The organism is Pseudomonas sp. GCEP-101, assembly GCF_025133575.1.
Lineage (GTDB): Bacteria > Pseudomonadota > Gammaproteobacteria > Pseudomonadales > Pseudomonadaceae > Pseudomonas > Pseudomonas nitroreducens_B.
In genome coordinates this window covers 2,006,686-2,033,063 of sequence record NZ_CP104011.1, presented here as the reverse complement: position 1 = coordinate 2,033,063, position 26,378 = coordinate 2,006,686, and the positions used below count along the sequence as shown (strand labels likewise).

General features: G+C 67.7%; 22 protein-coding genes and 1 pseudogene. 16 read left to right on the top strand and 7 right to left on the bottom strand.

All coding sequences use genetic code 11. The features are described from left to right. Positions 1–52 precede the first annotated feature (52 nt). The 3 genes from N0B71_RS09160 (at position 53) to cls (ending at position 3,602) form a co-directional block, all read left to right on the top strand. A complete protein-coding gene (locus N0B71_RS09160; RefSeq protein ID WP_259759514.1) occupies positions 53–634 on the top strand; it encodes an alpha/beta hydrolase in 582 nt (193 codons plus the stop codon). 94 nt (positions 635–728) lie between these two features. Next, complete coding sequence (locus N0B71_RS09155; protein ID WP_259758453.1) at positions 729–2,126, top strand: amidase; 1,398 nt, start codon at positions 729–731, stop codon at positions 2,124–2,126. 42 nt (positions 2,127–2,168) lie between these two features. After that, positions 2,169–3,602: a cardiolipin synthase gene (gene cls, locus N0B71_RS09150; protein ID WP_259758452.1), complete on the top strand. Its 1,434-nt coding sequence runs from the start codon at positions 2,169–2,171 to the stop codon at positions 3,600–3,602. A 170-nt stretch (positions 3,603–3,772) separates the two neighbouring features. On the opposite strand, the gene ahpF is transcribed toward cls, so the two are convergent. Continuing rightward, positions 3,773–5,338 (bottom strand): alkyl hydroperoxide reductase subunit F, encoded by a 1,566-nt coding sequence (gene ahpF, locus N0B71_RS09145; protein WP_259758451.1) that lies wholly within the window; start codon positions 5,336–5,338, stop codon positions 3,773–3,775. Positions 5,339–5,523: 185 nt separating this feature from the next. Next, entirely contained in the window at positions 5,524–6,087 is a 564-nt protein-coding gene (ahpC, locus tag N0B71_RS09140) for an alkyl hydroperoxide reductase subunit C (protein ID WP_111260455.1), read from the bottom strand. 487 nt (positions 6,088–6,574) lie between these two features. Here ahpC and xdhA point away from each other — a divergent pair, with 487 nt between their 5' ends. The 5 genes and pseudogenes from xdhA (at position 6,575) to N0B71_RS28240 (ending at position 13,488) form a co-directional block, all read left to right on the top strand. Beyond that, on the top strand, positions 6,575–7,999 hold the full coding sequence (xdhA, locus tag N0B71_RS09135) for a xanthine dehydrogenase small subunit (RefSeq protein WP_259758449.1): 1,425 nt from the start codon (positions 6,575–6,577) through the stop codon (positions 7,997–7,999). Beyond that, entirely contained in the window at positions 7,992–10,580 is a 2,589-nt protein-coding gene (gene xdhB / locus N0B71_RS09130) for a xanthine dehydrogenase molybdopterin binding subunit (protein WP_259758448.1), read from the top strand. Before xdhA ends, xdhB begins: the two co-directional genes overlap by 8 nt. Continuing rightward, positions 10,577–11,452, top strand: a complete 876-nt coding sequence (gene xdhC / locus N0B71_RS09125; RefSeq protein ID WP_259758447.1) for a xanthine dehydrogenase accessory protein XdhC — start codon at positions 10,577–10,579, stop codon at positions 11,450–11,452. Before xdhB ends, xdhC begins: the two co-directional genes overlap by 4 nt. A 107-nt stretch (positions 11,453–11,559) precedes the next feature. Continuing rightward, a pseudogene (locus tag N0B71_RS28245) lies at positions 11,560–12,573 on the top strand (cache domain-containing protein); the annotation flags it as partial. Positions 12,574–12,750: 177 nt separating this feature from the next. Next, on the top strand, positions 12,751–13,488 hold the full coding sequence (locus N0B71_RS28240; protein WP_442964674.1) for a methyl-accepting chemotaxis protein: 738 nt from the start codon (positions 12,751–12,753) through the stop codon (positions 13,486–13,488). A gap of 186 nt (positions 13,489–13,674) precedes the next feature. Here the strand turns inward: N0B71_RS28240 and N0B71_RS09115 are convergent, their stop codons facing one another. The 5 genes from N0B71_RS09115 to N0B71_RS09095 form a co-directional block, all read right to left on the bottom strand. After that, positions 13,675–13,806, bottom strand: a complete 132-nt coding sequence (locus N0B71_RS09115) for a hypothetical protein (RefSeq protein WP_259758444.1) — start codon at positions 13,804–13,806, stop codon at positions 13,675–13,677. Positions 13,807–13,959: 153 nt separating this feature from the next. Beyond that, positions 13,960–14,550: an IMPACT family protein gene (locus tag N0B71_RS09110; RefSeq protein WP_259758443.1), complete on the bottom strand. Its 591-nt coding sequence runs from the start codon at positions 14,548–14,550 to the stop codon at positions 13,960–13,962. Then, entirely contained in the window at positions 14,547–15,215 is a 669-nt protein-coding gene (locus N0B71_RS09105) for a TetR/AcrR family transcriptional regulator (protein ID WP_259758442.1), read from the bottom strand. The genes N0B71_RS09110 and N0B71_RS09105 overlap by 4 nt, the downstream gene beginning before the upstream one ends. A 150-nt stretch (positions 15,216–15,365) precedes the next feature. Then, positions 15,366–15,869 (bottom strand): hypothetical protein, encoded by a 504-nt coding sequence (locus tag N0B71_RS09100; RefSeq protein WP_259758441.1) that lies wholly within the window; start codon positions 15,867–15,869, stop codon positions 15,366–15,368. Positions 15,870–16,060: 191 nt separating this feature from the next. Further along, positions 16,061–16,897, bottom strand: a complete 837-nt coding sequence (locus tag N0B71_RS09095) for an outer membrane protein OmpK (protein WP_259758440.1) — start codon at positions 16,895–16,897, stop codon at positions 16,061–16,063. Positions 16,898–17,447: 550 nt separating this feature from the next. Between N0B71_RS09095 and N0B71_RS09090 the strand changes: the two genes are divergently transcribed. The 8 genes from N0B71_RS09090 to N0B71_RS09055 all read left to right on the top strand — a co-directional run bounded on the left by N0B71_RS09090 (position 17,448) and on the right by N0B71_RS09055 (position 26,373). Further along, entirely contained in the window at positions 17,448–18,239 is a 792-nt protein-coding gene (locus tag N0B71_RS09090) for an AraC family transcriptional regulator (protein WP_259758439.1), read from the top strand. Between the two features lie 603 nt (positions 18,240–18,842). Next, a complete protein-coding gene (locus N0B71_RS09085; protein ID WP_259758438.1) occupies positions 18,843–20,150 on the top strand; it encodes an MFS transporter in 1,308 nt (435 codons plus the stop codon). A 270-nt stretch (positions 20,151–20,420) separates the two neighbouring features. Continuing rightward, a complete protein-coding gene (locus tag N0B71_RS09080; protein WP_259758437.1) occupies positions 20,421–21,044 on the top strand; it encodes an ABC transporter ATP-binding protein in 624 nt (207 codons plus the stop codon). Then, a complete protein-coding gene (locus tag N0B71_RS09075) occupies positions 21,041–21,841 on the top strand; it encodes an ABC transporter permease (RefSeq protein WP_259758436.1) in 801 nt (266 codons plus the stop codon). The genes N0B71_RS09080 and N0B71_RS09075 overlap by 4 nt, the downstream gene beginning before the upstream one ends. Positions 21,842–21,882: 41 nt before the next feature. Continuing rightward, positions 21,883–22,566, top strand: coding sequence for an SDR family oxidoreductase (locus N0B71_RS09070; RefSeq protein ID WP_259758435.1), 684 nt, complete (start codon positions 21,883–21,885; stop codon positions 22,564–22,566). A 282-nt stretch (positions 22,567–22,848) separates the two neighbouring features. After that, a complete protein-coding gene (locus N0B71_RS09065; protein ID WP_259758434.1) occupies positions 22,849–24,207 on the top strand; it encodes an 8-oxoguanine deaminase in 1,359 nt (452 codons plus the stop codon). 441 nt (positions 24,208–24,648) lie between these two features. After that, positions 24,649–25,836: a methyl-accepting chemotaxis protein gene (locus N0B71_RS09060; RefSeq protein WP_311197219.1), complete on the top strand. Its 1,188-nt coding sequence runs from the start codon at positions 24,649–24,651 to the stop codon at positions 25,834–25,836. Between the two features lie 171 nt (positions 25,837–26,007). Then, the gene (locus N0B71_RS09055) at positions 26,008–26,373 is read left to right on the top strand and encodes a response regulator (RefSeq protein WP_045213473.1); all 366 of its coding nucleotides are present in this window, start codon (positions 26,008–26,010) and stop codon (positions 26,371–26,373) included. Positions 26,374–26,378 lie beyond the last annotated feature (5 nt).

Here is a 26,378-nt window from a genome sequence, read left to right as displayed (position 1 = left end):
TATTAAAACCCTCCCTAGAATGTCTTCCATGACGATTCGAGAGGGCCGCTCCATGCGCAACGAACGCATCCGCTATCTGATCGTGCCGGGCTGGCACGGCTCCGACGACGCCCACTGGCAGAGCCACTGGCAACGCGCCCTGCCGAACGCCGGGCGGGTGCAGCAGCAGGACTGGATCACCCCGCAGCACAACGACTGGGTCGCCGAACTGGACCGCGAGATCCGCCGCGAGCCCGGCAGTGTGATGCTGATCGCCCATAGCCTGGGCTGTGTGACCGTCGCCTCCTGGGCCGCCCGCGCGGACCGCCGCGCCCTCGCCCAGGTCGCCGGCGCCCTGCTGGTGGCGCCGGCCGACGTAGAGCGGGAAACCTGCCACGAGGCGCTACGCAACTTCGCCCCCATCGCCGCCCAGACGCTGCCCTTCCCCGCCGTGCTGGTGGGCTCGGACAACGACGCCGCCTGCAGCCCGCAGCGCGCGCTGGTGCTCGGCCGCGCCTGGGGTGCCGAAACGGTGATCCTGCCCTCCGCCGGGCACATCAACGTGAAATCCGGCCACGGCGCCTGGGAATCGGGCTACCGTCATCTGTATCGCCTGCAGTACCTGATCGACCAGCAATCGCGCCAGCGCGCCTGAGGCCAGCCTCGATCGCGCGGTGTGACCACCGCGCCTATCCCCTCCTGGCGCGGATTCGGCTAGGGTGTGGCATAGCCCCACGCCGGAGACCGCCATGCCACCGTTGCACGACCTGTCCGCCGTCGAACTGCTGGCCCTGTACCGCTCGCACCAGCTATCCCCCGTCGAGTACCTGGAGCACCTGGTCGCTCACATCGACCGCTGGGAGCCGCAGCTTTGCGCGCTCTTCGCCTTCGATCCGCAGCGGGCCATGGAGCAGGCGCGGCGCTCCGAGGCGCGCTGGATCCGCTGTGCGCCGTGCGGCGAACTGGATGGCGTGCCGGTCACCATCAAGGAACTGATCGCTACCCGCGGCGACCCGATCCCCCAGGGCAGCGCCGCCACCCTGCTGCAACCATCCACGGGTGACGCTCCGCCCGCGGCGCGAATGTTCGAAGCCGGGGCGATCCTGCTGGGCAAGACCACCGTGCCGGACTTCGGCATGCTCTCCTCCGGGCTTTCCAGCTTCCACGAACTGGCGCGCAACCCCTGGGACCTGCGCATGAACCCGGGCGGCTCCAGCGCCGGCGCTGCCTCGGCCGCCGCGGCTGGCTACGGGCCGCTGCACATCGGCACCGACATCGGTGGCTCGGTGCGCCTGCCGGCGGGCTGGTGCGGCCTGGTCGGCTTCAAGCCGAGCTTCGGGCGCATCCCCATCGACCCTTACTACACCGGCCGCTGCGCCGGCCCCATGACCCGCACCCTGGACGACGCGGCGCTGATGATGAAGCACCTCGCCCGCCCGGACTGGCGCGACGCCACCGCCCTGCCACCGGCGAACCTGGACTGGCATATCGAGCCGCTGGACGTGCAGGGCCTGCGCATCGGCCTGCAACTCGACCCCGGTTGCGGCCTGCAGCCGGAAGCGGAGGTCCGCGCCGCCGTCGTGGCCGCTGCCCGGCGCTTCGCCCAGGCCGGCGCGGAGATCGTCGACGTCCGGCCTATCCTCGACCGCGAGCTGCTCGACGGCCTCGACAAGTTCTGGCGGGCGCGCCTGTGGGCCGAGCTGGAACACCTGCCGCGCGAGCGCCAGGCCAAGGTGCTGCCCTACATCTACCAGTGGGCCGAGGGCGGTGCCTCGGTCAGCGGTGCCGATGCGGTGCGCGGCTACAACCGCACCTTCGACATGCGCCGGCGGGCGGCCGAGCAGTTCCACGAGATCGACTTCCTGCTCTCGCCGACCAACCAGGTCGCCGCCTTCCCCGCCGAGTGGGCCTCGCCGACCAACGACCCGGCGCAGCCCTTCGAGCACATCGGCTTTACCGTGCCGTGGAACATGTCCGAGCAACCGGCACTCTCGATCAACTGCGGCTTCACCAGCGCCGGCATGCCCATCGGTCTGCAGATCGTCGGCCCGCGCTTCGCCGACATCGAGGTACTGCGCCTGGGCAAGACCTACGAGCACTGGCGCGGCCCCATCAGCCGCTGGCCGCAACCGCCGGGAGCCAACTAGGCTCAGAGCATCCGCCGACCACAAGGACCCGATCGCGCGCCCATGCAGTACAGCACCTACATCGCCCACTTCCTGGTGGTCATCCAGCTCCTGGGCATCGTCGCCGCGGTGCACGCCGTCCTCAGCGTGCGCACCGCGCAAGGCGCCATCGCCTGGGCCACCTCCCTGGTGTTCATGCCGCTGCTGACCCTGCTGCCCTACCTCGTCTTCGGCCGCAGCCGTTTCGACGCCTACATCGGCGCGCGGCGCCAGGCCAACGAGGAAATGCACCTGGCCGCCGCCGAACTGGACTGGCGCCCCTGGGTGGAAGAGGCGCTCGCCGCGCGCCAGTACCACGCCTACAAGTCGCTCAAGGCCATGGTCGGGCTGGCGCGCATGCCGACCCTGGCCAATAACAACGTGCGCCTGCTGGTGAACGGCAAGGCCTCCTTCGAGGCGATGTTCGAGGCGATCTCCCGCGCGCGCAAAGTGATCCTGGTGCAGTTCTTCATCGTCCGTGACGACGCCCTCGGCCAGCGTCTTGCGCAGCTGCTGCTGGAGCGCGCGGCCAACGGCGTGGACGTGTTCCTGCTGTACGACGGCATCGGCAGCCACGCCTTGCCCCGCCGCTATGTCGAGCGCCTGCGCCAGGGCGGCGTGCAGGTGCATGCGTTCAGCACCGGCAGCGGGATGATCAACCGCTTCCAGGTGAACTTCCGCAACCACCGCAAGATCGTGGTGGTCGACGGCGTGCGGGGCTTCGTCGGCGGGCACAACGTCGGTGTCGAGTACCTGGGCGAGAAGCCACCGCTGGCCCCCTGGCGCGACACCCACATCGAATTGCACGGCCCGGCCGTGGCGTGCCTGCAGGAGTGCTTCGCCGAGGACTGGTTCTGGGCCACCCACACGCTGCCGACGCTGATCCTGCCCGATGGCTACGACGACGCCGGCATGCTCTGCCAGGTGGTCGCCAGCGGCCCGGCGGACACCCAGGAAACCTGCTCACTGTTCTTCGTCGAGTCGATCAACGCGGCGGTGGAGCGGGTGTGGATCACCACGCCGTATTTCGTCCCGGACGAAGCCGTCGCCGCCGCCCTGCGCCTGGCGGTGCTGCGTGGCGTGGACGTGCGCATCCTGCTGCCCTCGCGGCCGGACCACAAGACGGTCTACGCCGCCTCCAGCCTCTATGCGCTGGAGGCCGTACGCGCCGGCGTGCGGGTGTTCCGCTACCAGCCGGGGTTCCTGCACCAGAAGGTGGTGCTGATCGACCACGACAGCGCCGCCGTGGGCAGCGCCAACCTGGACAATCGCTCGTTCCGCCTGAACTTCGAGATCATGGTGATCACCGTCGACGAAGGCTTCGCCCGCGACGTGGAAGCCATGCTGGAAGAGGACTTCGCCCAGTCGGTGGAGATGACCCTGGACGACCGCAAGCGTGTGCACCGGTTGCAGCAGCTGGGGATGCGGGTGGCGCGGCTGGTGTCGCCGATTCTCTGACCCGGCAGCGGATTCAACCTGCGCGCGGTCGCGGGCATGGCCCGCTCCTACAGGGACTGCGAGCGCCGGCTCTTCGTAGGAGCGAGCTTGCTCGCGAACACTTTTGCCCCAAAAGAAAACGCCCGGTTCACTCGCGTGAACCGGGCGTTTCTGTTTCTAGCGCGAAGCGATCAGGCCGGCGCGGAGGAGCGGATCAGGTGGTCGAAGGCGGAGAGCGACGCCTTGGCGCCTTCGCCGACCGCGATCACGATCTGCTTGTACGGCACGGTGGTCACGTCACCGGCGGCGAAGATGCCCGGCAGCGAGGTTTCACCGCGAGCGTCGACGATGATCTCGCCGCGCGAGGTCAGCTCGATGGTGCCCTTGAGCCATTCGCTGTTGGGCAGCAGGCCGATCTGCACGAAGATGCCTTCCAGGTCGATGGACTTGAACTCTTCCGAGTTGCGGTCCTTGTAGGCCAGGCCGGTGACCTTCTGGCCATCGCCTTTCACTTCGCTGGTCAGCGCGCTGGTGATGACTTCCACGTTCGGCAGGCTGAACAGCTTGCGTTGCAGCACCGCGTCGGCGCGCAGCTTGCTGTCGAACTCCAGCAGGGTCACATGGCTGACGATACCGGCCAAGTCGATGGCCGCCTCGACGCCGGAGTTGCCGCCGCCGATCACCGCCACGCGCTTGCCCTTGAACAGCGGGCCGTCGCAGTGCGGGCAGAAGCACACGCCCTTGGCCTTGTATTCCTTCTCGCCCGGGACGCCCATTTCGCGCCAGCGGGCGCCGGTCGCCAGGATCACGGACTTGGCCTTCAGGCTGCCGCCGCCCTCGAACTGCACTTCGTGCAGGCCGCCGGCGGTCTTCGCCGGAATCAGGGCGCTGGCGCGCTGCAGGTTCATGATGTCGACGTCGTAGTGCTTGACGTGCTCTTCCAGCTGGCGAGCCAGTTTCGGGCCTTCGGTCTCGGTGACCGAGATGAAGTTCTCGATGGCCATGGTGTCCAGCACCTGGCCGCCGAAGCGCTCGGCCGCCACACCGGTACGGATGCCCTTGCGAGCGGCGTAGATGGCCGCAGCAGCACCCGCCGGGCCACCGCCGACGACCAGTACGTCGAACTCTTCCTTGGCCGACAGCTTCTCGGCTTCGCGGGCAGCGGCGCCGGTGTCGATCTTGGCGAGGATTTCCTCCACGCCCATGCGGCCCTGGCCGAACACTTCACCGTTGAGGTAGATGCTCGGCACCGCCATCACCTGGCGACGCTCGACTTCTTCCTGGAACAGCGCGCCGTCGATGGCGACGTGGCGGATGTTCGGATTGAGCACGGCCATCAGGTTCAGCGCCTGGACCACGTCCGGGCAGTTCTGGCAGGACAGCGAGAAATAGGTTTCGAACTCGAACGAGCCCTGGATGCCCTTGATCTGCTCGATGACGTCAGCGTCGAGCTTGGACGGGTGGCCGCCGACCTGCAGCAGCGCCAGCACCAGGGAGGTGAATTCGTGGCCCATGGGGATGCCGGCAAACGCCAGGCCGATGTTCGCCCCCGGGCGGTTCAGCGAGAAGGACGGCTTGCGCGCATCGCTGCCATCTTCACGCAGGGTGATCTTGTCGGTCAGGCCGACGATTTCGTGCAGCAGCTCGCTCATCTCGCGGGATTTGTCGCTGTCATCGAGGGACGCGACGATCTCGAACGGCTGCTGGACCTTTTCCAGGTAGGCCTTCAACTGGGTTTTAAGAGTGGCGTCCAACATGATTCAAATCCTCGGAATTTGAGCAAAGGGGTTCCCCGGCGGGCTTTTCAGCCCACCCTACGCACGCTTTTGGCTTAGGTAGAGAGGATGCCGATAGGCATCCTCGGGGTACTGCGAAACGGTAGGGGAAGCTGCCGGGTCTGAAGGAAGGGCAGCAAGCGCTGCGCAACAGCTTCCCAGCCGTTTTAGATCTTGCCGACCAGGTCCAGGGACGGAGCCAGGGTCTTCTCGCCTTCTTTCCACTTGGCCGGGCAGACTTCGCCCGGGTGAGCGGCGGTGTACTGGGCAGCTTTCAGCTTGCGCAGGGTTTCGCCGACGTCACGCGCGATCTCGTTGGAGTGGATTTCGACGGTCTTGATGATGCCTTCCGGGTTGATCACGAAGGTGCCGCGCAGGGCCAGGCCTTCTTCCGGGATGTGCACGCCGAAGGCGTTGGTCAGCTGGTGGGTCGGGTCGCCGATCAGCGGGAACTGGGCTTTGCCAACGGCCGGGGAGGTTTCGTGCCACACCTTGTGGGAGAAGTGGGTATCGGTGGTCACGATGTAGACCTCGGTACCGGCCTTCTGGAACTCGGCGTAGTTGTTGGCGGCGTCTTCGATCTCGGTCGGGCAGTTGAAGGTGAAGGCTGCCGGCATGAAGATCAGAACGGACCACTTGCCCTTGAGGGATTCTTCAGTGACTTCGATGAACTTGCCGTTATGGAAAGCGTTGACCTTGAACGGCTGAACGGCGGTGTTGATCAGGGACATTAGGCAATTCCTCAATGAGAGTTTGTCGTTTAATCGAGTGGTCGATCGGTTGAAATTCGACAGGGGGAAGATTATCGCCTGATGACAAGGAATGCCCATTGATTTAGGGCATCACGGATATTGAGTATCTCTATCGAGATATCTATAAAAGGAAGAAGTTTCCTATCAAGCGAGACGCCGCATCCGACGACTGGATCTCGGCCGCAAGGCCTCTGGCGCGGGGCTCTCGCCCCGTCCCCCGGTGTAGGCGGTGCATGCCAACCTGACCACCTTCGCCCGAAATGGCGATGAGGACAACGCCGGTCGCGACGTACGGCGCCCCAGCCAGCGCCGGGACGCGTGTCCCCCCGCGGTTTCCCTGCCCTGCTGGTCAAGCCGGTCCACGAGCCTATGCTTGTGCCTGAGAGCCTTCGCCACGCAGCGCTCGGCCTCCACGGACAGCCTTTGCGAGGCGGCGCGGCCGCCCGCATGACGACGAGGACTCCCGATGATTGAGTTTCTGCTCGGCGACGAAGCGGTCCAGGCCGATGGATTCGCCCCCGAGACCAGCCTGCTCGACTACCTGCGCATCCACCGCGCGCGCACCGGCACCAAGGAGGGCTGCGCCTCCGGCGACTGCGGTGCCTGCACCGTGGTACTCGTCGAGCCCGAGGGCGAGGCGCTGCGCTATCGCGCGGTGAACGCCTGCATCACGCTGCTGGGCACGGTGCACGGCCGCCAGGTGCTGACCGTGGAGCACCTGGGCAAACCGGGCGCGCTGCACCCGGTGCAACAGGCGATGGTGGACTGCCATGGGTCGCAGTGCGGTTTCTGCACGCCGGGCATCGTCATGTCGCTGTTTGCCTGGCACCACGCGCCGCCACCGCACGACCGGGAGACGGCGCTGAGCGCCCTCTCCGGCAACCTGTGCCGCTGCACCGGCTACCGGCCGATCCTCGACGCTGCCACGCAGATCGCCGGGCAGCCCTGCCATGACCGCTTCACCCAGGACACCGCCCTGACCGTCGCCCGTCTTCGGCAGATCGCCACGGCCGGCGCATTGCAGGCCGGCGACGCCCAGGCCTGGCTGCCCGCCTCGCTGGAGGAGCTGGACGCCCTGCTGCACGAGCACCCGGCCGCCCGGCTGATCGCCGGTGGCACCGACCTGGCGCTGGAAGCCACGCAGAACCTCAAGGCCTTCCCGGCGCTCATCCACCTTGACCGAGTGAGCGACCTGCAACGCCTGGAGGTCCACGACGACCATCTGCTGATCGGCGCCGCGCGGACCTATGCCGACTGCCTGGCGGCGCTGGAGGAATTCCCCGGTGTCGGCGCCCTGCTCGAGCGGCTCGGCTCGCTGCAGATCCGCCAGCGCGGCAGCCTGGGCGGCAACATCGCCAATGCCTCGCCCATCGGCGACATGCCGCCGGTGCTGCTGGCACTGGACGCCCAACTACGCCTGCGCAGGGCAGGTGCGGTGCGCGAGGTCGCCATCGACGGCTTCTTCACCGGCTACCGGCAGACCATCCTGCCACCGGGCGAGTACATCGAAGCGCTGCGGATTCCGCGCTTGCGCAGCCACCAGCGCTTTCGCGTCGACAAGGTGTCCAAGCGCCGTGACGACGATATTTCCGCCGTCTGCCTGGCCTTGCGCCTGGACCTCGACGAGGCAGGCATCGTCGCGGACGCACGCCTGGCCTGTGGCGGCATGGCGGCCACCCCGCTACGGGGTGCGAACACCGAAGCGGCCCTGCGCGGCCGGCCCTTCGACGCCGCTGCCGTGGCGGCGGCGCAAGCCGCGATAGCGCTGGACTTCCAGCCCATCGACGACCTGCGCGCCAGCGCCGCCTATCGCCTGAAGGTGGCGCAGAACCTGTTGCAGCGCGCACTACTGGAAGGGTTCGAATGCCCTGCGGAGGTGCGCCATGCGTAGCCTGCCACCGTTGGCCGGCAACGGCGTCGCGGTCGCCGTGCACAGCGCCGGCAAGCCCCGCGAGCACGACAGCGCCGCGCTGCATGTGAGCGGCGCCGCGCACTATGTGGACGACCTGAAGGCCCCGCGCGAACTGCTGCATGCCGCCGTCGGCCTCACCGAAATCGCCTGCGGCGAGGTGCTCTGCCTCGACCTCGACGCCGTGCGCAGCGCGCCGGGCGTGGTGGCGGTGCTGACCCTGGGCGACGTGCCCGGCCACACGGACATCGGCCCGGTGTTTCCAGGTGATCCACTGCTGGCCGGCGACCGGGTGAAATACCACGGCCAGGCGCTGTTCGCGGTCGCCGCCGAAACCCTCGTCCAGGCGCGCCGCGCGGTGCGCCTGGCGAAGGTCGAGTACGCGAAGCAAGACCCGCTGATCGACCCGCTGCAGGCCAAGGCCGAGGAGCGCTTCGTGCGCCCGCCGCACCACATGCGCCGGGGCGACGCAGACGCGGCATTGGCGCAGGCTCCGCAGGTCCTGGAGGCCCGCCAGTTCATCGGCGGCCAGGAGCACTTCTACCTCGAAGGCCAGGCCTCGCTGGCGCTGCCGACCGACGATGGCGGCATGCTGGTGCACACTTCCAGCCAGCACCCCAGCGAAGTGCAGAAACTGGTGGCCGAGGTACTGGCGATTCCACTGGCCAAGGTCACGGTGGAAGTACGCCGCATGGGTGGCGGCTTCGGCGGCAAGGAAACCCAGGCCGCGCCCTTCGCCTGCCTTGCCGCCCTGCTCGCGCGCCAGACCGGCCGCGCGGTGAAACTTCGCCTGCCGCGTGCCGACGACATGCGCCTGACCGGCAAGCGCCACCCCTTCCACAACCGCTACCGCATCGGCTTCGACGCCGAGGGCCGGCTGCTCGCTGCGCAGCTCGAAGTCGTGGGCGATTGCGGCCATTCCCCGGACCTCTCCGACGCCATCGTCGACCGTGCGATGTTCCACGCCGACAACGCCTATTTCATCCCGGACGTGGCCATCGCCGGCTACCGCAGCTTCACCAACATCGTCTCCCACACCGCCTTCCGCGGCTTCGGCGGCCCGCAAGGGATGATGATCATCGAACGCGCCATGGACGACATCGCCCGCGCGGTGGGCAAGGACCCGCTCGAGGTCCGCAAGCTGAACCTCTACGCAGGCCAGGGCCGGGACCTGACGCCGTATCACCAGAGGGTCGAGCACAACCTGCTGGGCGAGCTGATCGCGCGGCTGGAGCAGAGCAGCGACTATGCCGCGCGCCGCTGCGCGATCCGTGCGTTCAACGCGCACAGCCCGGTGCTGAAGAAAGGCTTGGCGCTGACGCCGGTGAAGTTCGGCATTTCCTTCACCGCGCAGCACCTCAACCAGGCCGGCGCGCTGGTGCACCTCTACACCGACGGCAGCATCCAGCTCAACCATGGCGGCACCGAGATGGGCCAGGGCCTGAATACCAAGGTCGCGCAGATCGTCGCCGAGGAATTCCAGGTACCGCTGGAACAGGTGCACCTCACCGCCACGCGCACCGACAAGGTGCCCAACACCTCGCCCACCGCCGCCTCCAGCGGCACCGACCTGAACGGCATGGCCGCCCGCGATGCGGCGCGCACGCTGAAGAAACGCCTGATCGAGTTCCTCGCCGAACGCGACGGCGTGAGGCCCCAGGAGGTGCGTTTCGAGCGCGGCGGGGTGACGGTGGGGACGCAGCACCTGGGCTTCGCCGAGGCCGTCCAGGCCGCCTATTTCGCGCGCATCCAGCTCTCCGCCACCGGCTTCTACCGCACGCCGAAGATCTTCTACGACCGCGAGAAGGGCCAGGGGCATCCGTTCTTCTACTTCGCCTACGGCGCCGCGGTGTCCGAGGTGGAGGTCGACACGCTGACCGGCGAGTACCGCGTGCCGCGGGTGGACATCCTCCACGACGTCGGCCGCAGCGTGAACCCGGCCATCGACATCGGCCAGATCGAGGGTGGCTTCGTCCAGGGCATGGGCTGGCTGACCACCGAGGAGCTGCGCTGGGACGACGCCGGCAAGCTGCTCACCGTGGGGCCGGCGACCTACAAGATCCCGGCGGTGAGCGACGCACCAGCCGACTTCCGCGTGGCGCTGTTCGACCGCCCCAACGAGGAAGACAGCGTGTACCTGTCCAAGGCGGTGGGCGAGCCGCCGTTCATGCTGGCGATCTCGGTGTGGTCGGCGCTGCGCGACGCCATCGCCAGCCTCGCCGACTACCGGCTGAGCCCGGACCTGGATACGCCGGCGACGCCGGAACGGGTACTCTGGGCTTGTGAGGCGATGCGCCGTTCGGAGCAAGAGCGCCCTCACCCTGGCCCTCTCCCGCAAGCGGGAGAGGGGACTGATCGGCGTGAGGTGAACCAGCAGACTCAGCCGGCAGTTGTGGGGTCACACGACGCACTGATCGCTACCACCGCAGCGGACAGCCCCCTCTCCCTCCGGGAGACGACTGCATGGATGCAGGAGGTAGAGCGACGCAGGATGCCAAAGCCGAGGGTTGGGGTGAGGGAAAACCCACCCACTCCCGACTCGACCCAGGAACCCCAACCATGACCCGCACCTGGATGCACGCCATCGCCCGCCTGCGCGACAGCGCCGAGCCCTACGTGCTGATCACCGTGATCGGTGTGCAGGGCTCCACGCCCCGTGAGTCCGGCAGCAAGATGCTGGTGACCGCCGGGGAAACCTTCGACACCATCGGCGGTGGCCACCTGGAATTCGCCGCCATCGAGCACGCCCGCCAGCTGCTGCTGGCCGGCAAGGATCAACAGGCGCTCGAGCACTTCCCCCTCGGCGCGCGGCTCGGCCAGTGCTGCGGCGGGCGCGCCAGCCTGCTGTTCGAGTGCTTCGCCGCGCGCGGTCCGCAGGTACTGCTGTTCGGCGCCGGCCACGTCGGCCGCGCCCTTGCGCCACTGCTGGCGGGCTTGCCACTGCGCCTGGAATGGGTGGACAGCCGCGCCGCGGAGTTTCCCCGGGCGGTCCCCGAGGGCGTGCGCACGCGCCTGCTGGAGGAGCCGGAAGACGCCGTGCACGAGGCGCCGCCGGGCAGCTACTTCCTGATCATGACCCACAACCACCCGCTGGACTACGCCATCGCCGAGGCGGTGCTCAAGCGCGGCGACGCCGGCTTCCTCGGCATGATCGGTTCGCGCACCAAGGCCCGGCGCTTCCAGATGCGCCTGGAGCAGCAGGGTTATCCACAGGACGTGATCGCGCAGATGCACTGCCCCATTGGCCTGTCCGAGGTCCCGGGTAAACGCCCGCTGGAAGTGGCCGTTTCGGTCGCCGCCCAGGTCATCGCCCGCTACCACCAGGACGCCCCCGCCCGGCAGACCCGCGACGGCGTGGAATGGGAGGCCCTCTCCACTCATGGAACGTGCAGCGAAGGCTCATGTGACGCGTCCTCGCCGCGCGCAAAAACCTGACCAACGCGACAACAGTTTTCCGCACCGCCGCCGATACCCTCAACGACCCCGTCTCTTCGCCCGCCGCCTGGCGGGCGTTTCGTTGTGCGTTCGGAGGAAAACAAGAAATGCGCCTGCGAAGTATCCAGACCCAACTCATCCTCAGCATGGGCGCTGCCCTGCTCATCAGCCTGCTCATCGTCCTGGGCCTGTACGCCGTGCTGGTCAATCGCCTGAGCGAGCGCTACCTGCTCGAACAAGCGCTGCCGGCAAGCATCCAGGCGATCGCCAACGACTTCGAGAAGCGCCTCACCGGCCCCATCACGGCGGCGGCCGGCATTGCCGAGAACACCCTGGTCAAGGACTGGCTGGCCGCCGGCGAAAGTCCGGAAAAACTTGCCGACTTCACCCGGTACCTGGGCGGCATCCGCGCCTCCCAGCACGCCTTCTCCGCGCTGATCACCGCCAACGCCAGTGGCGCCTACTACAGCGACAAGGGCAAGGAACGCACCCTGAGCCGCAGCGACCCGAAGGATGGCTGGTACTTCCAGTTCATCGACAGCGGCCAGGCACGCACCTTGAACATCGACACCGACGCCAGCACCGGCGAGCTCGCGCTGTTCATCGACCAGCGCGTGGAGCAGGACGGCACCCTGCTGGGCATCGCCGGGCTGGGCTTGCAGATGCGCGAGCTGTCGACCCTGATCCGCGATTTCCGCTTCGGCCAGTCCGGCCGCGTGTACCTGGTGAACAACGACGGCCAGGTGCAGATCCACCCCGACGCCTCGCTGCCCAAGGGCCGCAGCCTGGGTGACCTGATCGGTGCCGACGCCGCCGGCGCCCTGCTGGGCCAGCAGGGCTTCCACAGCGCCCGCTTCGAGCGCGACGGCGAAGCCTACCTGGCGGCCAGCCTGCCGCTGCATGATCTGGGCTGGACCCTGGTCAGCGAAGTGCCGGAAGCGGAAATCTACGCCGATGCCCGCTCCGCGCTGGCCTTCTCCGGCCTCGCCGGCGCCGTGGTCGCCCTGCTCTGCCTGGCGCTGGTGGTGCTGATGGCGCGCAGCCTGGTCAGGCCGATCCGCCAGGTCACCGGCGCGCTGCTGGAAATCGGCGGTGGCGGCGGCGACCTCACCCGGCGCCTGGACGACAGCCGCGCCGACGAACTGGGCGACCTGGCCCGCGGCTTCAACCGCTTTCTCGAAGGCCAGCGCGCGCTCATCGGCGCGGTGCTCGGTACGAGCCAGCAACTGCTGCGCACCGTCGGCGAAGTGGCACAGGTGGTGGACAATACCGCCGACCGTGCCGGTCGCCAGCAGGAGATGACCGACATGGTCGCCACGGCGGTGAACGAGATGGGCAGCACGGTGCAGGAGATCGCCCGCAACGCCGAACAGGCCGCCAGCGCATCGCAGCAAGCCCGCGAGGAAGCCGGGCAAGCGCGGCGCGTGGTCGGCGGCTCGTTGCAGGTGGGCCAGCGCATGTCCGGCGAGATTGGCGAAGCAGCCGGCGCCGTGGGCGAACTGGCGGGGCAGGTCGCGAGCATCGACCAGGTGCTGGCGGTGATCCGCGGTGTGTCCGAGCAGACCAACCTGCTCGCTCTCAACGCCGCCATCGAGGCGGCGCGCGCCGGCGAGCTGGGTCGCGGTTTCGCCGTGGTGGCCGACGAGGTGCGCACGCTCGCCAGCCGCACCCAGGGCTCCACAGACGAGATCCTGACGATCATCCAGCGCCTGAAGGACGGTGCGGAAGCGGCGGTGCGCTCGATGCAGTCAGGCCAGCAGGCCACCGGGCAGAGCCTGGCCGCCAGCGAACAGGCCAGCGCTTCGCTGGGCGCCATCGCCGACCAGGTGGAGCGCATCAGCGACATCAACCATCAGGTCGCCACGGCCACCGAGGAGCAGTCGGCGGTGACCGAGGAGATCAACCGCAACGTGCAGGGCATCGCCGACCTCGCCCATGCCACCACCCGGGAAGTGCAGCACGGCCGCGAGCAGTGCCGCGAGCTGCGCAGCCTGGCCGACGACCTGGCGCGGCAGATGGCACAGTTCCGTCTCTGACCCGCTCTGGCGCCGGCCATGCCGGCGCCTTTTCCCCAGTGTTATCCACAGGTTTTCGAAGTGAAGCGGCGGGCATTTCGCCAGGGCTGGCAGCCTGTGACGACCGTTCAGCGCACAACCTGTCTCGCCCGTGAGACAGGTTCCCCACAGATTGCCCACAGTTTATCCAGTGCTTTGCCCCCAACCTCAGGCAACGCAGTCCGCGTCGCCGGCGAAACGCCCGAGCCCAGGCATGGCAAGCCCTGCATCAATCCGATGAATAATCCACCGAAGGGTCAGCTTCGCTCCGCCGTCGCCTTCGCCGATCATTTCACTCACACCTTTTCCACAGCTTGTTCATATTTTGCTCAGCAGCGGACGGGCACATTGGTCAGAAAATGATCAACCTGCGAAAAGCGGCGGATGGCGCGGACAGGCGGAGACCGACCACAGGTTATCCACAGGCGGTTCCACGGTGTTTGGGGAGAAGCGTCAGTCGTCCAGCAAACGAGCCTGGAGTCGTCCGCGACTGAGATCGTTGAGCAGCTTCTGCAGCGCAGGGACCTGGGTGGTCGGCAGGTTCAGCGTCAGTCGAACCCCGTCCGCGCCAAAGGCTTCGTCCTCGACGCTGGCCCCCAGCGCCAGCACCCGCGCCTTGAACAGCGCGTGCTCGGCAAAGTTGCAGTCGAACGCCAGGCGGCTGCTGGGCACCAGCTCGATGCGCGGGACATCCTGCAGGCATTTCGCCGCGCAACCGCCATAGGCACGGGCCAGCCCGCCGGTGCCGAGCTTGATGCCGCCGAACCAGCGGCTGACCATGACCACCACGCGGTCCATGTCCTGCCCCTCGATCGCCACCAGCATGGGCCGGCCGGCGGTGCCGCCCGGTTCGCCGTCGTCGCTGAAGCGATACTGGTTGCCCAGCTTCCAGGCCCAGCAGTTGTGCCCGGCGCTGGCGTCGCGGTGCGCGGCGAGGAAGGCCTGGGCCTCGGCCTCGCTGGCGATGGGCGCGGCGACGCAATGGAAGCGGCTCTTGCGGATGTCTTCGTCGTACACCGCAGGACCGGCGAGGGTGAAGCTCATGCCGTGGCCGGCGGCGTCAGCCCGCAACCCTTGAGGATGATGCGGATGAGGTTGTCGCTGGCATCGCTGAAGTCCTGCTTGGACATGCGCTTGCGCCCGGTGACGAAGCCGATCTGGGTGGCGAAGTCGGCATAGTGCTGGGTGCTGCTCCAGATCAGGAAGATCAGGTTCACCGGATCGACCGCGTCCATCTTGCCGGCGTCGATCCAGGCCTGGAACACGGCGGCGCGGCCGGCGAACCAGGTGCGGTAGTCCTGGCTGAAATGTTCGGACAGGCATTCGCCACCGCTGATGATCTCCATGGCGAAGACCCGCGAGGCCTGCGGGAAGCGGCGGGAGAACTCCATCTTCGCGCGGATGTAGCTCGCCAGCGCGATGGCCGGGTCATCGTCCACGGTGAGGTGGTTGAAGGTGCTGTCCCACAGCTCGAGGATGTTGCTCAGCACCGCCACGTACAGCCCCAGCTTGTTGCTGAAGTAGTAGTGCAGGTTGGCCTTGGGCAGGCCGACGCGCTGGGCGATGGTGTTCATGCTGGTGCCCTTGAAGCCGTGGCGGGCGAACTCTTCCTCGGCGGCGGTGAGGATGGCTTCCTCGTTCTTCTGCCGAATGCGGCCGGCGGGCTTTTCACCGTTGGGCGCGGTATGGGCGGGTACCTGGAGGGTCATGCGTAGGTCCATGCGTGAGCGAGGGGCGGTGCATGGATAACCCAGGCAGGTGGCGGGATTCAAGCGCAAGACGTGAAAAAGGGCAGGAACCGGCATCGCCAGCCCTGCCCTGGTGCTCACAGCCCCCGGCAGCGGACCGGGGGCATGGGATCACTTGGTGGTGCCGGTGGTGCCGGACGAGCCGTGGTGGCCACCGCCGCCACCGCCGTGGCTGCCGATGGCGGCGCCGATGGCGACGACCGCAGCACCGATGCCCACGCCTTCGCCGACGGTCAGGCTGCCGTACAGCGGGCGGGCCAGGCCAAGGCCAGCGCACGGGTCGGCGGTCGGAATCACCGCGACGCCGCGGCGGTTTTCATCCTGCTCGTCGCCACGTGCCTGGGCCTGGGCCTGCTCGTTCTGCTCGGACTTGCCAGCGCCGCCCCAGAGCGGGGCGCACTCGTTGGCCGCGACCACGGCCGCCTTGTGCTCCTCTTGCGGCTCCTCTTTCACCGGTGCCGGCTGGGAACGGGTGATCACGTCCTGGTAGAAACCACCAGCGTGGGTGTTGTCATGCACCTGGGTCGGCGGAATGCTGGGGTGCCCCAGCGGCGCCGCCAGCACGGATGCGCTCAGGCTCGCGGCGATGGCCGCGCTCAACAGTTTCTTCATCATGGCTCACATCTCCTGCGTAAAGCTAAAGAGACGTAAAGCTAGAGGTTGGCGAGCGCCGCACCAATCGGCCGGGAGCCGGAAACGGTGTCGGCAACTTCCGAAAGCGCTGCGGGCCGCGACGCCAGTCCGCCCACCCGCTGTGCGACCCGCACAAGGACCGACCCCGCCAGGCGGCGGGGTCGGTGGGAGCATCAGAAGTGGTACTTGACCAGGGCGCTGACGGTGTTCTGGTCGGTGGTGAAGTACTGCGAATCCTTGATGCCGTACTTGTCGGACCAGTAGTCGTACTCGATACCCACGTACAGGTGCTTGGCCTCGTAGCCCAGGGACTTGCCCAGGTCGTACTTGAGCTGCGGGTTGAAGTGCAGGTTGGCGTGGTAGTCCGACTGGTTACGCTCGCTGGAGCTGGCGCTCTTGTTGTTGACGACCCAGTCCATGAAGCCGTCGAAGAGGATGTCGGAGTTGCCCACCGGGAAGGTGATGGCCCAGGCCGGGGTGATCTGCCAGGCGCCGGACGGCACGCGATTGCCGTCGGGCTTGCGGTAGTAGAAGTTCAGCTGGAAGTAGTCGAAGCCCGGCAGCGCCAGGTCGAAGCCCGGGCCGACCAGGTAGGACTCGACGTCGCCTTCGCCGAATTCGTAGGTGGTGGCCAGCAGCACGTCCTTGACCGGGCCCAGGGACAGGTCGGCACCGGTGATCTTGCCGAACGACAGGCGCGGGCTGAACTCGCCGTAGTAGGTGTTCTTGCCGTTGGTGGCGCTTTCCTTGCCGTTGTAGTTGATCTGGTCGACGAAGAACCAGATGTCGCCCCAGGTCCAGGCGCTCGCGCTCTCGAAGGTGAAGGTCTGCTGGATCGGCGGATCTACCTTGAAGTTCTTGCCCCACAGGTAGGTCAGGCTTTCGTTGTGCCAGATCAGCGGGCCATCGTTGACGGCCGGGGCCGGAGTCAGGTCTTCACCGCCAGCGATGGCCTGCCCGGCCGCGAGCAGCCCGCCGGCGAGCAGCAGGGATGCGAGAGTGCGAGTCATGCGTTGCTCCTAATCAGTGCAGTCGTGTTGCGTTTTTAATTGTCGGTGGAACCTGTCCGGTCGGTCAGGCCTGGCGAGGAAAGCAAGATTGGCGCCAATCCTGACCAGTTGTTCCACTTTTATGACGAACCCTTCAGGGTCCGCTCCTTTGGCAGAGAAGACGCAGGTGCAAAGGCCGGGCGATTTCCTGACCCGCAGGACAACTTCGCCTGATTGCAGGGCACCGCCCCATGGGAAGGCACCGAACTGGCAATCACCCACCGGAAGATTGGATACATGACAAAGCTGTGTTGAAACGAATCAACACAATTTGTGTATACAACACCCTTGTAGGAAATCTACCCAATCGCCTTCGGCGCGCACCGCGTGTTTTTCCGGGCGCGGATAATGCCAGAGGCGGGCCTTCCCCACACCTGCCAGAATGCCTCGGGCCGCCAGGCGGTCACCGTTCGAACGCGGCCGTCGACGCCTCTGCCGGCGCGCCACGCTTGAGGCGCCCGGGCAGGACTGCCAGACTTCGGCCACTCGCGACTGCCGCCCCGATGGACCGATGAAAGGACAAGCTCCCGAACTGCAACGCCTGATCCCGGTGCTGGACCGACTGCCGCGGCCGGTCTATGCGCGCGCCGAACGGCTCCGCGCGGGGTCCTGGACCAGTAGGCACCACCACGCCTGGGTGCAGTTGTCGTATGCCATCACCGGGGTGCTGGGTGTACACACGGCGCAGGGCAGCTTCTTTGCGCCGCCGCAGCGGGCGATCTGGATTCCGGCCTACCTCGATCACGAAGTGGTCACCTCGACCCAGGCGGAAATGCGCAGCCTGTACATCCGCGACGACGCCTGCCAGTGGGCGCCGGATCGCTGCCGTGTACTGGAGGTGACGCCGCTGGCGCGCGAGCTGATCAAGAGCTTCTGCGAGCTGCCGGTGGATTACCCACAGGGCGACAGCGCCGAGTCGCGGCTGGTCCAGGTGCTGCTGGACCAGTTGCGCGAGCTGCCGGAAGTGGCGTTCTCCCTGCCGATGCCGCAGGAGGGGCGGCTGCTGCAGCTGTGCCAGACGTTGATCGATCACCCCACCGACAACCACACCCTGGGTGACTGGGCGCAGCGCATCGGCACGTCGGAGAAGACCCTGTCGCGGCTGTTCCAGCGCGAGACCGGCATGACCTTCCGCCTCTGGCGCCAGCGCCAGCGCCTGCTCGCCTCCCTCGGCTCGCTGGAGGCCGGCGACAGCGTGACGGCGGCGGCGCTGGATTGCGGGTACGACTCCACCTCGGCCTATATCGCCTCGTTCAAGGGGTTGTTCGGGTTTACCCCGGGGGATCTGTTCCGCCAGCGGTAGGCCGTGCCGGTGGATGCCGATCCCGGACGGAGTCCGCTCCTACCCAATGTCCGTCGTCCGCGATGGGCCCAATCCTGTACCGACTCCATGCCGGAGCGCCTTTTGTAGGAGCGCGCCATGCGCGCGATCGCGGGCATGGCCCGCTCCTACAAGGGAGATTCGGTCGCTGAAGATTGTTGGCGTGTAACGGCGCGATCTGTTCGCCAACGGTAGGCCGTGCCGGCGGAATCCGATCGCGGACGGAGTCCGCTCCTGCCCAATGCCCGTCGTACGCGACGGGCTGAACCCCGCACCGAAGCCCCAATGTAGGAGCGAGCTTGCTCGCGAACCGCCCAACCGCGGTGCCGCCGGGAAATTCGTTCGCGAGCAAGCTCGCTCCTACACCCACCTCGGCGGATTTCCGCTCAAGGCCCGCCACGATAGGCGCCCCTTCGCCTGCCCGCACACGCCTCAAACGCTGCGCAACCCTTCTGCCACGCGGCTTTCGCGCCTTGGCACGGTGCCTGCTATCGCCCTCGACACTGCGCCGCCCTCGCGGCGCGCCGGCGTGACGTTTCGAGTAGTCCGCACGCCTGACGACAACAACGACAAGAGGAACACCCCATGGATAGCGCAAGCGCCGTCTCCGCTTCTGCCGCACCCCGCACGACTTCCCAGCGCATCAAGTCGATCTTCAGTGGCTCGGTCGGCAACCTGGTCGAGTGGTACGACTGGTACGTCTACGCCGCCTTCTCGCTGTACTTCGCCAAGGCCTTCTTTCCCCAGGGCGACATGACCGCCCAGTTGCTGAACACCGCCGCGATCTTCGCCGTGGGCTTCCTGATGCGCCCGATCGGCGGCTGGCTGATGGGCATCTACGCCGACCGCAAGGGCCGCAAGGCGGCGCTGCTGGCCTCGGTGCTGCTGATGTGCTTCGGCTCGCTGATCATCGCCCTGACCCCCAGCTATGAAACCATCGGCGTCGGCGCACCGATCCTGCTGGTGCTGGCGCGCCTGCTGCAGGGCCTGTCGGTGGGCGGCGAATACGGCACCTCCGCCACCTACCTGAGCGAGATGGCCAACAAGGAGCAGCGCGGCTTCTTCTCCAGCTTCCAGTACGTGACCCTGATCTCCGGCCAGCTCATCGCCCTGGCGGTGCTCATCGTGCTGCAGCAGACCCTGACCACCGAGCAGCTGGAAAGCTGGGGCTGGCGTGTGCCGTTCTTCATCGGCGCGCTGTGCGCGGTCGTGGCCATGTTCCTGCGTCGCGGCATGGAAGAGACCGAGTCCTTCGCCACCAAGAAGGAAGAGCCCAAGGAGAGCCTGCTGCGCACCCTGCTGCGCCATCCCAAGGAAGTGCTGACCGTGGTCGGCCTGACCATGGGCGGTACCCTGGCCTTCTACACCTACACCACCTACATGCAGAAGTACCTGGTGAACACGGTGGGGATGAGCAAGAACGACTCCACCATGATCTCGGCGGCCACGCTGTTCCTGTTCATGCTGCTGCAACCCATCGTCGGTGCGCTGTCGGACAAGATCGGCCGTCGCCCGATCCTGATCGCCTTCGGCGTGCTGGGCACCGTCTTCACCTACCCGATCCTCAGCACCCTGCACACCATCGACACCTGGTGGGGCGCGTTCTTCCTGATCATGGCCGCGCTGGTCATCGTCAGCGGCTACACCTCGATCAACGCCGTGGTGAAGGCCGAGCTGTTCCCCACCGAGATCCGCGCCCTGGGCGTGGGCCTGCCGTACGCGCTGACGGTGTCCATCTTCGGCGGCACCGCCGAGTACGTGGCGCTGTGGTTCAAGAGCATCGGCATGGAGAGCGGCTTCTACTGGTACGTCACCGCGTGCATCGCCTGCTCGCTGCTGGTGTACGTGACCATGAAGGACACCCAGAAGCACTCGAAGATCACCACCGACTGATTGGGCTGCTTGCCCAGGCCCCGCCGCACACTCTGCGGGGCTTTTTATCCACAAGGCCCGGCATATGCCGGGCCTTGTCGTTCCGGGCTCCAGCTCGGCAGAGGGCTCGGCTGTTTTTTGTAGGAGCGAGCTTGCTCGCGAACAGCGTTCGCCGACCACACTGGCGCTGAGCGGTTCGCGAGCAAGCTCGCTCCTACAGAATCAGCTTCCGGAGAAACCGTCAGGCGCCCTTGTTATGCTCGCCTTCATTTTCTCCGGCGAAGGCCCTCCATGAACCTTCCGCAAATTCCCCTCGGCCCGTTGCAGGCGCGCGAGCTGCGCGGCGCGCTCAGCGGGCCGTTCGATCTCGAGCTGGCGCCCGGCCGCTGCACGGTGCTCAGCGGGCCGTCGGGGATCGGCAAGAGCCTGTTGCTGCGCATGCTCGCCGACCTCGACCCGAACCAGGGCCGCGTCAGCCTGGGCGGCGTCAGCCGCGAGAGCCTGCCGGCCAGCACCTGGCGGCGCCTGGTCACCTACGTGGCGGCCGAGTCCGGCTGGTGGGAAGACAGCGTCGCCGCGCACTTCACCGACCTCGACGCGGTGCGCCCCCTGCTGCCGCAAGTGAACCTCGACCCGGCGCTGTTGCAGGCCCAGGTCCTGCAACTGTCCACCGGCGAACGGCAGCGCCTGGCGTTGCTCCGCGCCCTGGTGCAGCAGCCGCGCTTCCTGCTGCTGGACGAACCCACGGCGGCGCTCGACCCGGCCAGCCGCGACGCCGTCGAGCAGTTGCTGCGACGCCAGCGGGAACAGGGCATGGGCCTGCTGTGGGTCAGCCACGATGCGGACCAGGCGCAGCGCCTCGCCGATATCCACCTGCGGCTCGATGAGCATGGCCTGCATGAGGACGCCCCATGACCCCGCTCCAGCTCAACCTGCCGGAACTGGCCCTCTCCGCGCTGCTGATCGTGGCCGCCGCCGCGCTGTCCTGGGCGCTGCGCCTGGGCCTGCAGCGCACGCTGCTGATCTCCGCCGTGCGCCTGGTGGTGCAGCTGGTGCTGGTGGGATTGTTCCTGCGCCAGGTGTTCGCCCTGTCCTCGCCCTGGCTGACCGCCCTGGTGGTGGCGGGCATGCTCGGCGCCGCCACCGTCGAGGTCGGCTCACGGCAGCGCCGGCGCCTCGCCGGCTTCTGGCACCTGGGCATCGGCGGCGGCACCGTCGGCGTCGCCACCCTGGGCATCGCCCTGTTCGCCCTCGCCAGCAGCCTGCGGCCGCAGCCCTGGTATGACCCACGGCACGCCATCCCGCTGGTGGGCATCATCCTCGGCACGTCCATGAACGCCGCGAGCCTCGCGCTGAACCAGGTGTTCGCCAGCGTCACCCGCGAACGCGCCGCCATCGAAGCGCGCCTGGCCCTCGGCGCCGACCGCTACACCGCGCTGGGCGGCGTGCTGCGCCGCGCGTTGTACACCGGGCTGATCCCGACGCTGAACCAGATGGCCGCCGCCGGCATCATCACCCTGCCGGGGATCATGACCGGGCAGATTCTCGCCGGCATGGACCCGCTGGACGCCGCGCGCTACCAGATCCTGCTGATGTTCCTGCTCGCCGCCGCCGGCTTCGCCACCGCCCTGGGCGCCGTCTGGCTGTCGGCCTGGCGGCTCACCGACGAGCGCGACCGATTGCGTCTGGATCGCCTGCGCGCGGAGGATTGAGCGGTTATGCTGGAGCCTTTCCAACGCTGCCGGAGAGCCCCATGAGTACTGCCAAATCCGCCCTGATCATCGGCGCCTCGCGCGGCCTCGGCCTGGGCCTGGTGCGCGAACTGCTGGGCCGCGGCTGGGACGTCACCGCCACCGTGCGCGACGCCGCCCACCCCGGCGAACTGGCCGCGCTGCCGGTGCGCGTGGAATCCCTGCTGCTCGACGATGCGCCGTCCCAGGACCGCCTCGCCGAAAACCTGGCCGGCGCCCGCTTCGACCTCGTCTTCATCAACGCCGGCATCTACGGCCCGCCGCATCAGTCGGCCATCGACGCCAGCCTGGCCGAGGTGGGCCAACTGTTCATGGTCAACGCCGTCGCCCCGCTGCGCCTGGCCGAGCGCCTGCTGCCGCGGCTGGACGCCGAGCGTGGCGTCCTGGCCTTCATGACCTCGGAACTGGGCAGCGTCGCCGGCAATCAATCCGGCGGCATGGCGCTGTACCGCGCGAGCAAGGCGGCGCTCAACTCGCTGACCCGCAGCTTTGTCGCCGGGCTGGAGGAAACCGGCATCACCGTGCTCAACCTGCACCCGGGCTGGGTGCGCACCGACATGGGCGGCGAGTCCGCGCCGCTGGACGTGCCGACCAGCGTGAAGGGCCTCGCCGACCAGGTCGAAGGCCACGCCGGCCGGGGCGGCCAGTTCTACCTGGATTACCAGGGAACGACGATCGACTGGTGACGGCTCGCGCCGATACGGCTACCATGAGCCTTCACTTGACTCCGACGTCAGGTTCTGCGAGCTAGAGCCAGGCAAGGCGGCGGTTGTCCGGAAAGCACAGTTGACGCCAGTCAATGAGCATTTCCCGACGATCGCCAACGCCCCATGGCCGACGCGCAGCGAACCGCTCGGTAGCACCAAGCGTACCTGGATCAGCAGACAGGGTTAACACTGAGCTGGCTTCCCATGACCCCATGGAGCCGGCTCGACACGAACGGCTCCGTCCGTTTGGAGAACTCACCCATGTCTTCCCCGCGTCTCTGGCTGCGCAACCCGCTGGCCATCTTCACCGCCAACGACCTCGACGCCCGTGGCGGCATCGTCGTCCAGGACGGCCGCATCGTCGAACTCGTCGCCCTCGGCCAGCAGCCCTCCACCCCCTGCCAACACACCTTCGACGCCAGCCGGCACGTGCTGACGCCCGGCCTGATCAACACCCACCACCACTTCTACCAGACCCTCACCCGCGCCTGGGCGCCGGTGGTGAACCAGCCGCTGTTCCCCTGGCTGAAGACGCTCTACCCGGTGTGGGCGCGCCTGACCCCCGACCAGCTGGCGGTCGCCACCAAGGTCGCCCTGGCCGAACTGCTGCTGTCGGGCTGCACCACCGCCGCCGACCACCACTACCTGTTCCCGGACGGCCTGGAGCAGGCCATCGACGTGCAGGCCGGCGTGGTCCAGGAACTGGGCATGCGCGCCATGCTCACCCGCGGCTCCATGAGCCTGGGCGAAGCCGACGGCGGCCTGCCGCCGCAGCAGACCGTGCAGAGCGCCGAGGCCATCCTCGACGACAGCCAGCGGCTGATCCGCGAGTACCACCAGCGCGGCGAAGGCGCCCAGGTGCAGATCGCCCTGGCGCCCTGCTCGCCGTTCTCGGTCACCCCGGAAATCATGCGCGCCAGCGCCGAGCTGGCCGAGCGCGAGGACGTGCGCCTGCACACCCACCTGGCCGAAACCCTCGACGAGGAGGACTTCTGCCTGCAGCGCTTCGGCCAGCGCACCGTGGACTACCTGGACAGCGTCGGCTGGCTCGGCCCGCGCACCTGGCTGGCCCACGGCATCCACTTCAACGACGAGGAAATCCGCCGCCTGGGCGCAGCCGGCACCGGCGTCTGCCATTGCCCCAGCTCGAACATGCGCCTGGCCTCGGGCATCTGCCCCACCGTGGCGCTGGAAGCCGCCGGCGCGCCGGTAGGCATCGGCGTGGACGGCTCGGCCTCCAACGACGCGTCGAACATGATCCTCGAAGCCCGCCAGGCCCTGTACATCCAGCGCCTGCGCTACGGCGCCGAGCAGATCACCCCCGAGCGCGCGCTGGGCTGGGCGACCCGGGGCTCGGCCAAGCTGATCGGCCGCAGCGACATCGGCGAACTGGCCGTGGGCAAGCAGGCGGACCTCGCGCTGTTCACGCTCGACGAGCTGCGCTTCTCCGGCAGCCACGACCCGCTGTCGGCCCTGTTGCTGTGCGGCGCCGACAAGGCCGACCGGATCATGATCGGCGGCACCTGGCGGGTCATCGACGGTGAAGTCGAAGGCCTCGACCTGCAGCGCCTGATCGCCGACCACACCCAGGCGGCGCGCAAGCTGCTCGGCACCCTCTGAGCCACCTGCGTAGGAGCGGGCTCCGGCGCGATGCAGGCCTATCGCGGACGAAGTCCGCTCCTACACCCAGGTCGATTCCGTCGCCCATTGCAGGAGCGGGCCATGCGCGCGATCGCGCGCCTGGCGCGCTCCTACAGTCGCCCCCGACTGACTGGCTCCGGATGCCACTCCCGCCGGCACGTTTTGTCATCGAAAAATCGCTACAACCCGCGTCCCACAAGGCCTGCGCGCTACCGCCCGTCGCCCGCGAAACAGCCTCGATGAACGGCGATTCAGCAAAAACCCCTCTAGATCAAGGGCATATCCCTGACGACGGAAATATGCCGTCAGTTTGACATCACGCAGCAGCACTCTAGTTTTAAATCGCGAGGCCGAATTCCTGCTCAAGACGTATCAAGAGCCGTTCGGCCCGTTCACGGCGCCCGGCAATGGAGTGCATACATGCGCGATTCACAGTTGACCCCCCAGGCGGAACATGACGCCGGCCAGGGCTGGCCGCGGCGCCTCGTCATCCAGAGCCTGCCCTGGGCGGTGGTGGCCGCACTCTGCGCCCTCGGCGTGCCGTTCTGGTGGATGCTGCCGGTGGGCTGGCTGTCCAGCCTGGTGCTGAGCAGCCTGCTGTGCAGCGCCAGCCAGGCCGGCAGCGACCCGCAGGCCGCCAGCCTGAATACGGACGAGCTGCCCCATTGGCGCCCCGTGCAGGACGCCGTGGAAAGCCACCTGGCCTCGGTCAACGGGCATACCCACCAGATCGACAACCTCCTGCACCAGGCCATCCGCCAGCTCACCGACAGCTTCCACGCCCTCGCCGAACGCATCGACACCCAGCGCGGCCTGTCCCATTCGCTGATCGAGCGCTACGACGGCCGTGGCCACCTGGACGGCGACATCGACTTCCAGCGCTTCATCCACGCCACCCAGGAAACCCTCGGGCTGTTCGTCGAAGCCACCCTGGAAACCAGCCGCACCTCGCAGCAACTGGTGGAGCGCATGGACCGCGTGACGCACAAGATCGCCGAGATCCTGCAGTCCACCCAGGACATGGACGCCATCGCCAAGCAGACCAACCTGCTGGCGCTCAACGCCGCCATCGAGGCCGCCCGCGCCGGCGAAAGCGGCCGCGGCTTCGCCGTGGTGGCCGACGAGGTCCGCGCGCTGTCGACCCGTTCCACGCATTTCTCCCAGGCGATCCGCGAGCACGTCGACGTGGTCTATCGCGAAATCAAGGACGCCGAAGGCGCCATCAGCCAGCTGGCCGACAAGGACATGACCTTCGCCCTGGATTCGCGGCAGAAGATCCAGCACATGCTCGACGACCTCGACGCCATGAACCAGCACACCGTGAAGGTGGTGCAGGAGCTGGACCGCATCTCCCTGGAAGTGGGCGACGGCGTCAACGCCGCGGTCACCGCCCTGCAGTTCCAGGACATGAGCAGCCAGCTGCTCGGCCAGATCGGCAAGCACAGCGCGCGCCTGGGCGCCCTCGCCGTCGGCCTCGGCGCGCTGGATGGCCGCCCACCCGGCGAGTGGGGCGAGCGCCTGCGCGGCGAAGTCGCCGAACTCGGCCGCCCCCTGAGCAACCCGGTCGCCCAGACCAGCCTCAGCGCTGGCGAGGTGGAACTGTTCTGATCTGAAGGCAACGCAGGAGCCCCGACATGCTGCAGTCCGTCTTCGAATACCTGGCCAACCTCGCCCTCATCGGCTGAGACCCACCCACCCCTTCCGCGCGCCGGGATGGCGCGAGCACCTGTGCGCCCGCGCGCCAGGCCAACGCATTGCAACCCGAGGAGAACACACGCAATGGGAAAGCAGATTCTGATCGTCGATGACTCGGCCTCCATCCGGCAGATGCTGAGCTTCACGCTCAAGTCCGCCGGCTACGAGGTGGACGAGGCCGTGGACGGCAAGGACGGCCTGGGCAAGGCCCAGCGCAAGACCTACAACCTGGTCTTCACCGACCAGAACATGCCGAACATGGACGGCCTGACCCTGATCCGCAGCCTGCGCGACATGGCCGGTTATCGCGGTACGCCGATACTCATGCTGACCACCGAATCCAGCGACGCCATGAAGCAGCAGGGCAAGAGCGCCGGCGCCACCGGTTGGCTGGTCAAGCCGTTCGACCCGCCCAAGCTGCTGGAAGTGACCCGCAAGGTCCTGCCGTAGGGGTA

Excerpts from the sequence above, each read along its gene's own strand:
- N0B71_RS09160 (WP_259759514.1), top strand. The coding sequence starts at position 53 with ATGCGCAACGAACGCATCCGCTATCTGATCGTGCCGGGCTGGCACGGC.
- N0B71_RS09155 (WP_259758453.1), top strand. The coding sequence starts at position 729 with ATGCCACCGTTGCACGACCTGTCCGCCGTCGAACTGCTGGCCCTGTAC.
- cls (WP_259758452.1), top strand. The coding sequence starts at position 2,169 with ATGCAGTACAGCACCTACATCGCCCACTTCCTGGTGGTCATCCAGCTC.
- ahpF (WP_259758451.1), bottom strand. The coding sequence starts at position 5,338 with ATGTTGGACGCCACTCTTAAAACCCAGTTGAAGGCCTACCTGGAAAAG.
- ahpC (WP_111260455.1), bottom strand. The coding sequence starts at position 6,087 with ATGTCCCTGATCAACACCGCCGTTCAGCCGTTCAAGGTCAACGCTTTC.
- xdhA (WP_259758449.1), top strand. The coding sequence starts at position 6,575 with ATGATTGAGTTTCTGCTCGGCGACGAAGCGGTCCAGGCCGATGGATTC.
- xdhB (WP_259758448.1), top strand. The coding sequence starts at position 7,992 with ATGCGTAGCCTGCCACCGTTGGCCGGCAACGGCGTCGCGGTCGCCGTG.
- xdhC (WP_259758447.1), top strand. The coding sequence starts at position 10,577 with ATGACCCGCACCTGGATGCACGCCATCGCCCGCCTGCGCGACAGCGCC.
- N0B71_RS28240 (WP_442964674.1), top strand. The coding sequence starts at position 12,751 with ATGACCGACATGGTCGCCACGGCGGTGAACGAGATGGGCAGCACGGTG.
- N0B71_RS09110 (WP_259758443.1), bottom strand. The coding sequence starts at position 14,550 with ATGAGCTTCACCCTCGCCGGTCCTGCGGTGTACGACGAAGACATCCGC.
- N0B71_RS09105 (WP_259758442.1), bottom strand. The coding sequence starts at position 15,215 with ATGACCCTCCAGGTACCCGCCCATACCGCGCCCAACGGTGAAAAGCCC.
- N0B71_RS09100 (WP_259758441.1), bottom strand. The coding sequence starts at position 15,869 with ATGATGAAGAAACTGTTGAGCGCGGCCATCGCCGCGAGCCTGAGCGCA.
- N0B71_RS09095 (WP_259758440.1), bottom strand. The coding sequence starts at position 16,897 with ATGACTCGCACTCTCGCATCCCTGCTGCTCGCCGGCGGGCTGCTCGCG.
- N0B71_RS09090 (WP_259758439.1), top strand. The coding sequence starts at position 17,448 with ATGAAAGGACAAGCTCCCGAACTGCAACGCCTGATCCCGGTGCTGGAC.
- N0B71_RS09085 (WP_259758438.1), top strand. The coding sequence starts at position 18,843 with ATGGATAGCGCAAGCGCCGTCTCCGCTTCTGCCGCACCCCGCACGACT.
- N0B71_RS09080 (WP_259758437.1), top strand. The coding sequence starts at position 20,421 with ATGAACCTTCCGCAAATTCCCCTCGGCCCGTTGCAGGCGCGCGAGCTG.
- N0B71_RS09075 (WP_259758436.1), top strand. The coding sequence starts at position 21,041 with ATGACCCCGCTCCAGCTCAACCTGCCGGAACTGGCCCTCTCCGCGCTG.
- N0B71_RS09070 (WP_259758435.1), top strand. The coding sequence starts at position 21,883 with ATGAGTACTGCCAAATCCGCCCTGATCATCGGCGCCTCGCGCGGCCTC.
- N0B71_RS09065 (WP_259758434.1), top strand. The coding sequence starts at position 22,849 with ATGTCTTCCCCGCGTCTCTGGCTGCGCAACCCGCTGGCCATCTTCACC.
- N0B71_RS09060 (WP_311197219.1), top strand. The coding sequence starts at position 24,649 with ATGCGCGATTCACAGTTGACCCCCCAGGCGGAACATGACGCCGGCCAG.
- N0B71_RS09055 (WP_045213473.1), top strand. The coding sequence starts at position 26,008 with ATGGGAAAGCAGATTCTGATCGTCGATGACTCGGCCTCCATCCGGCAG.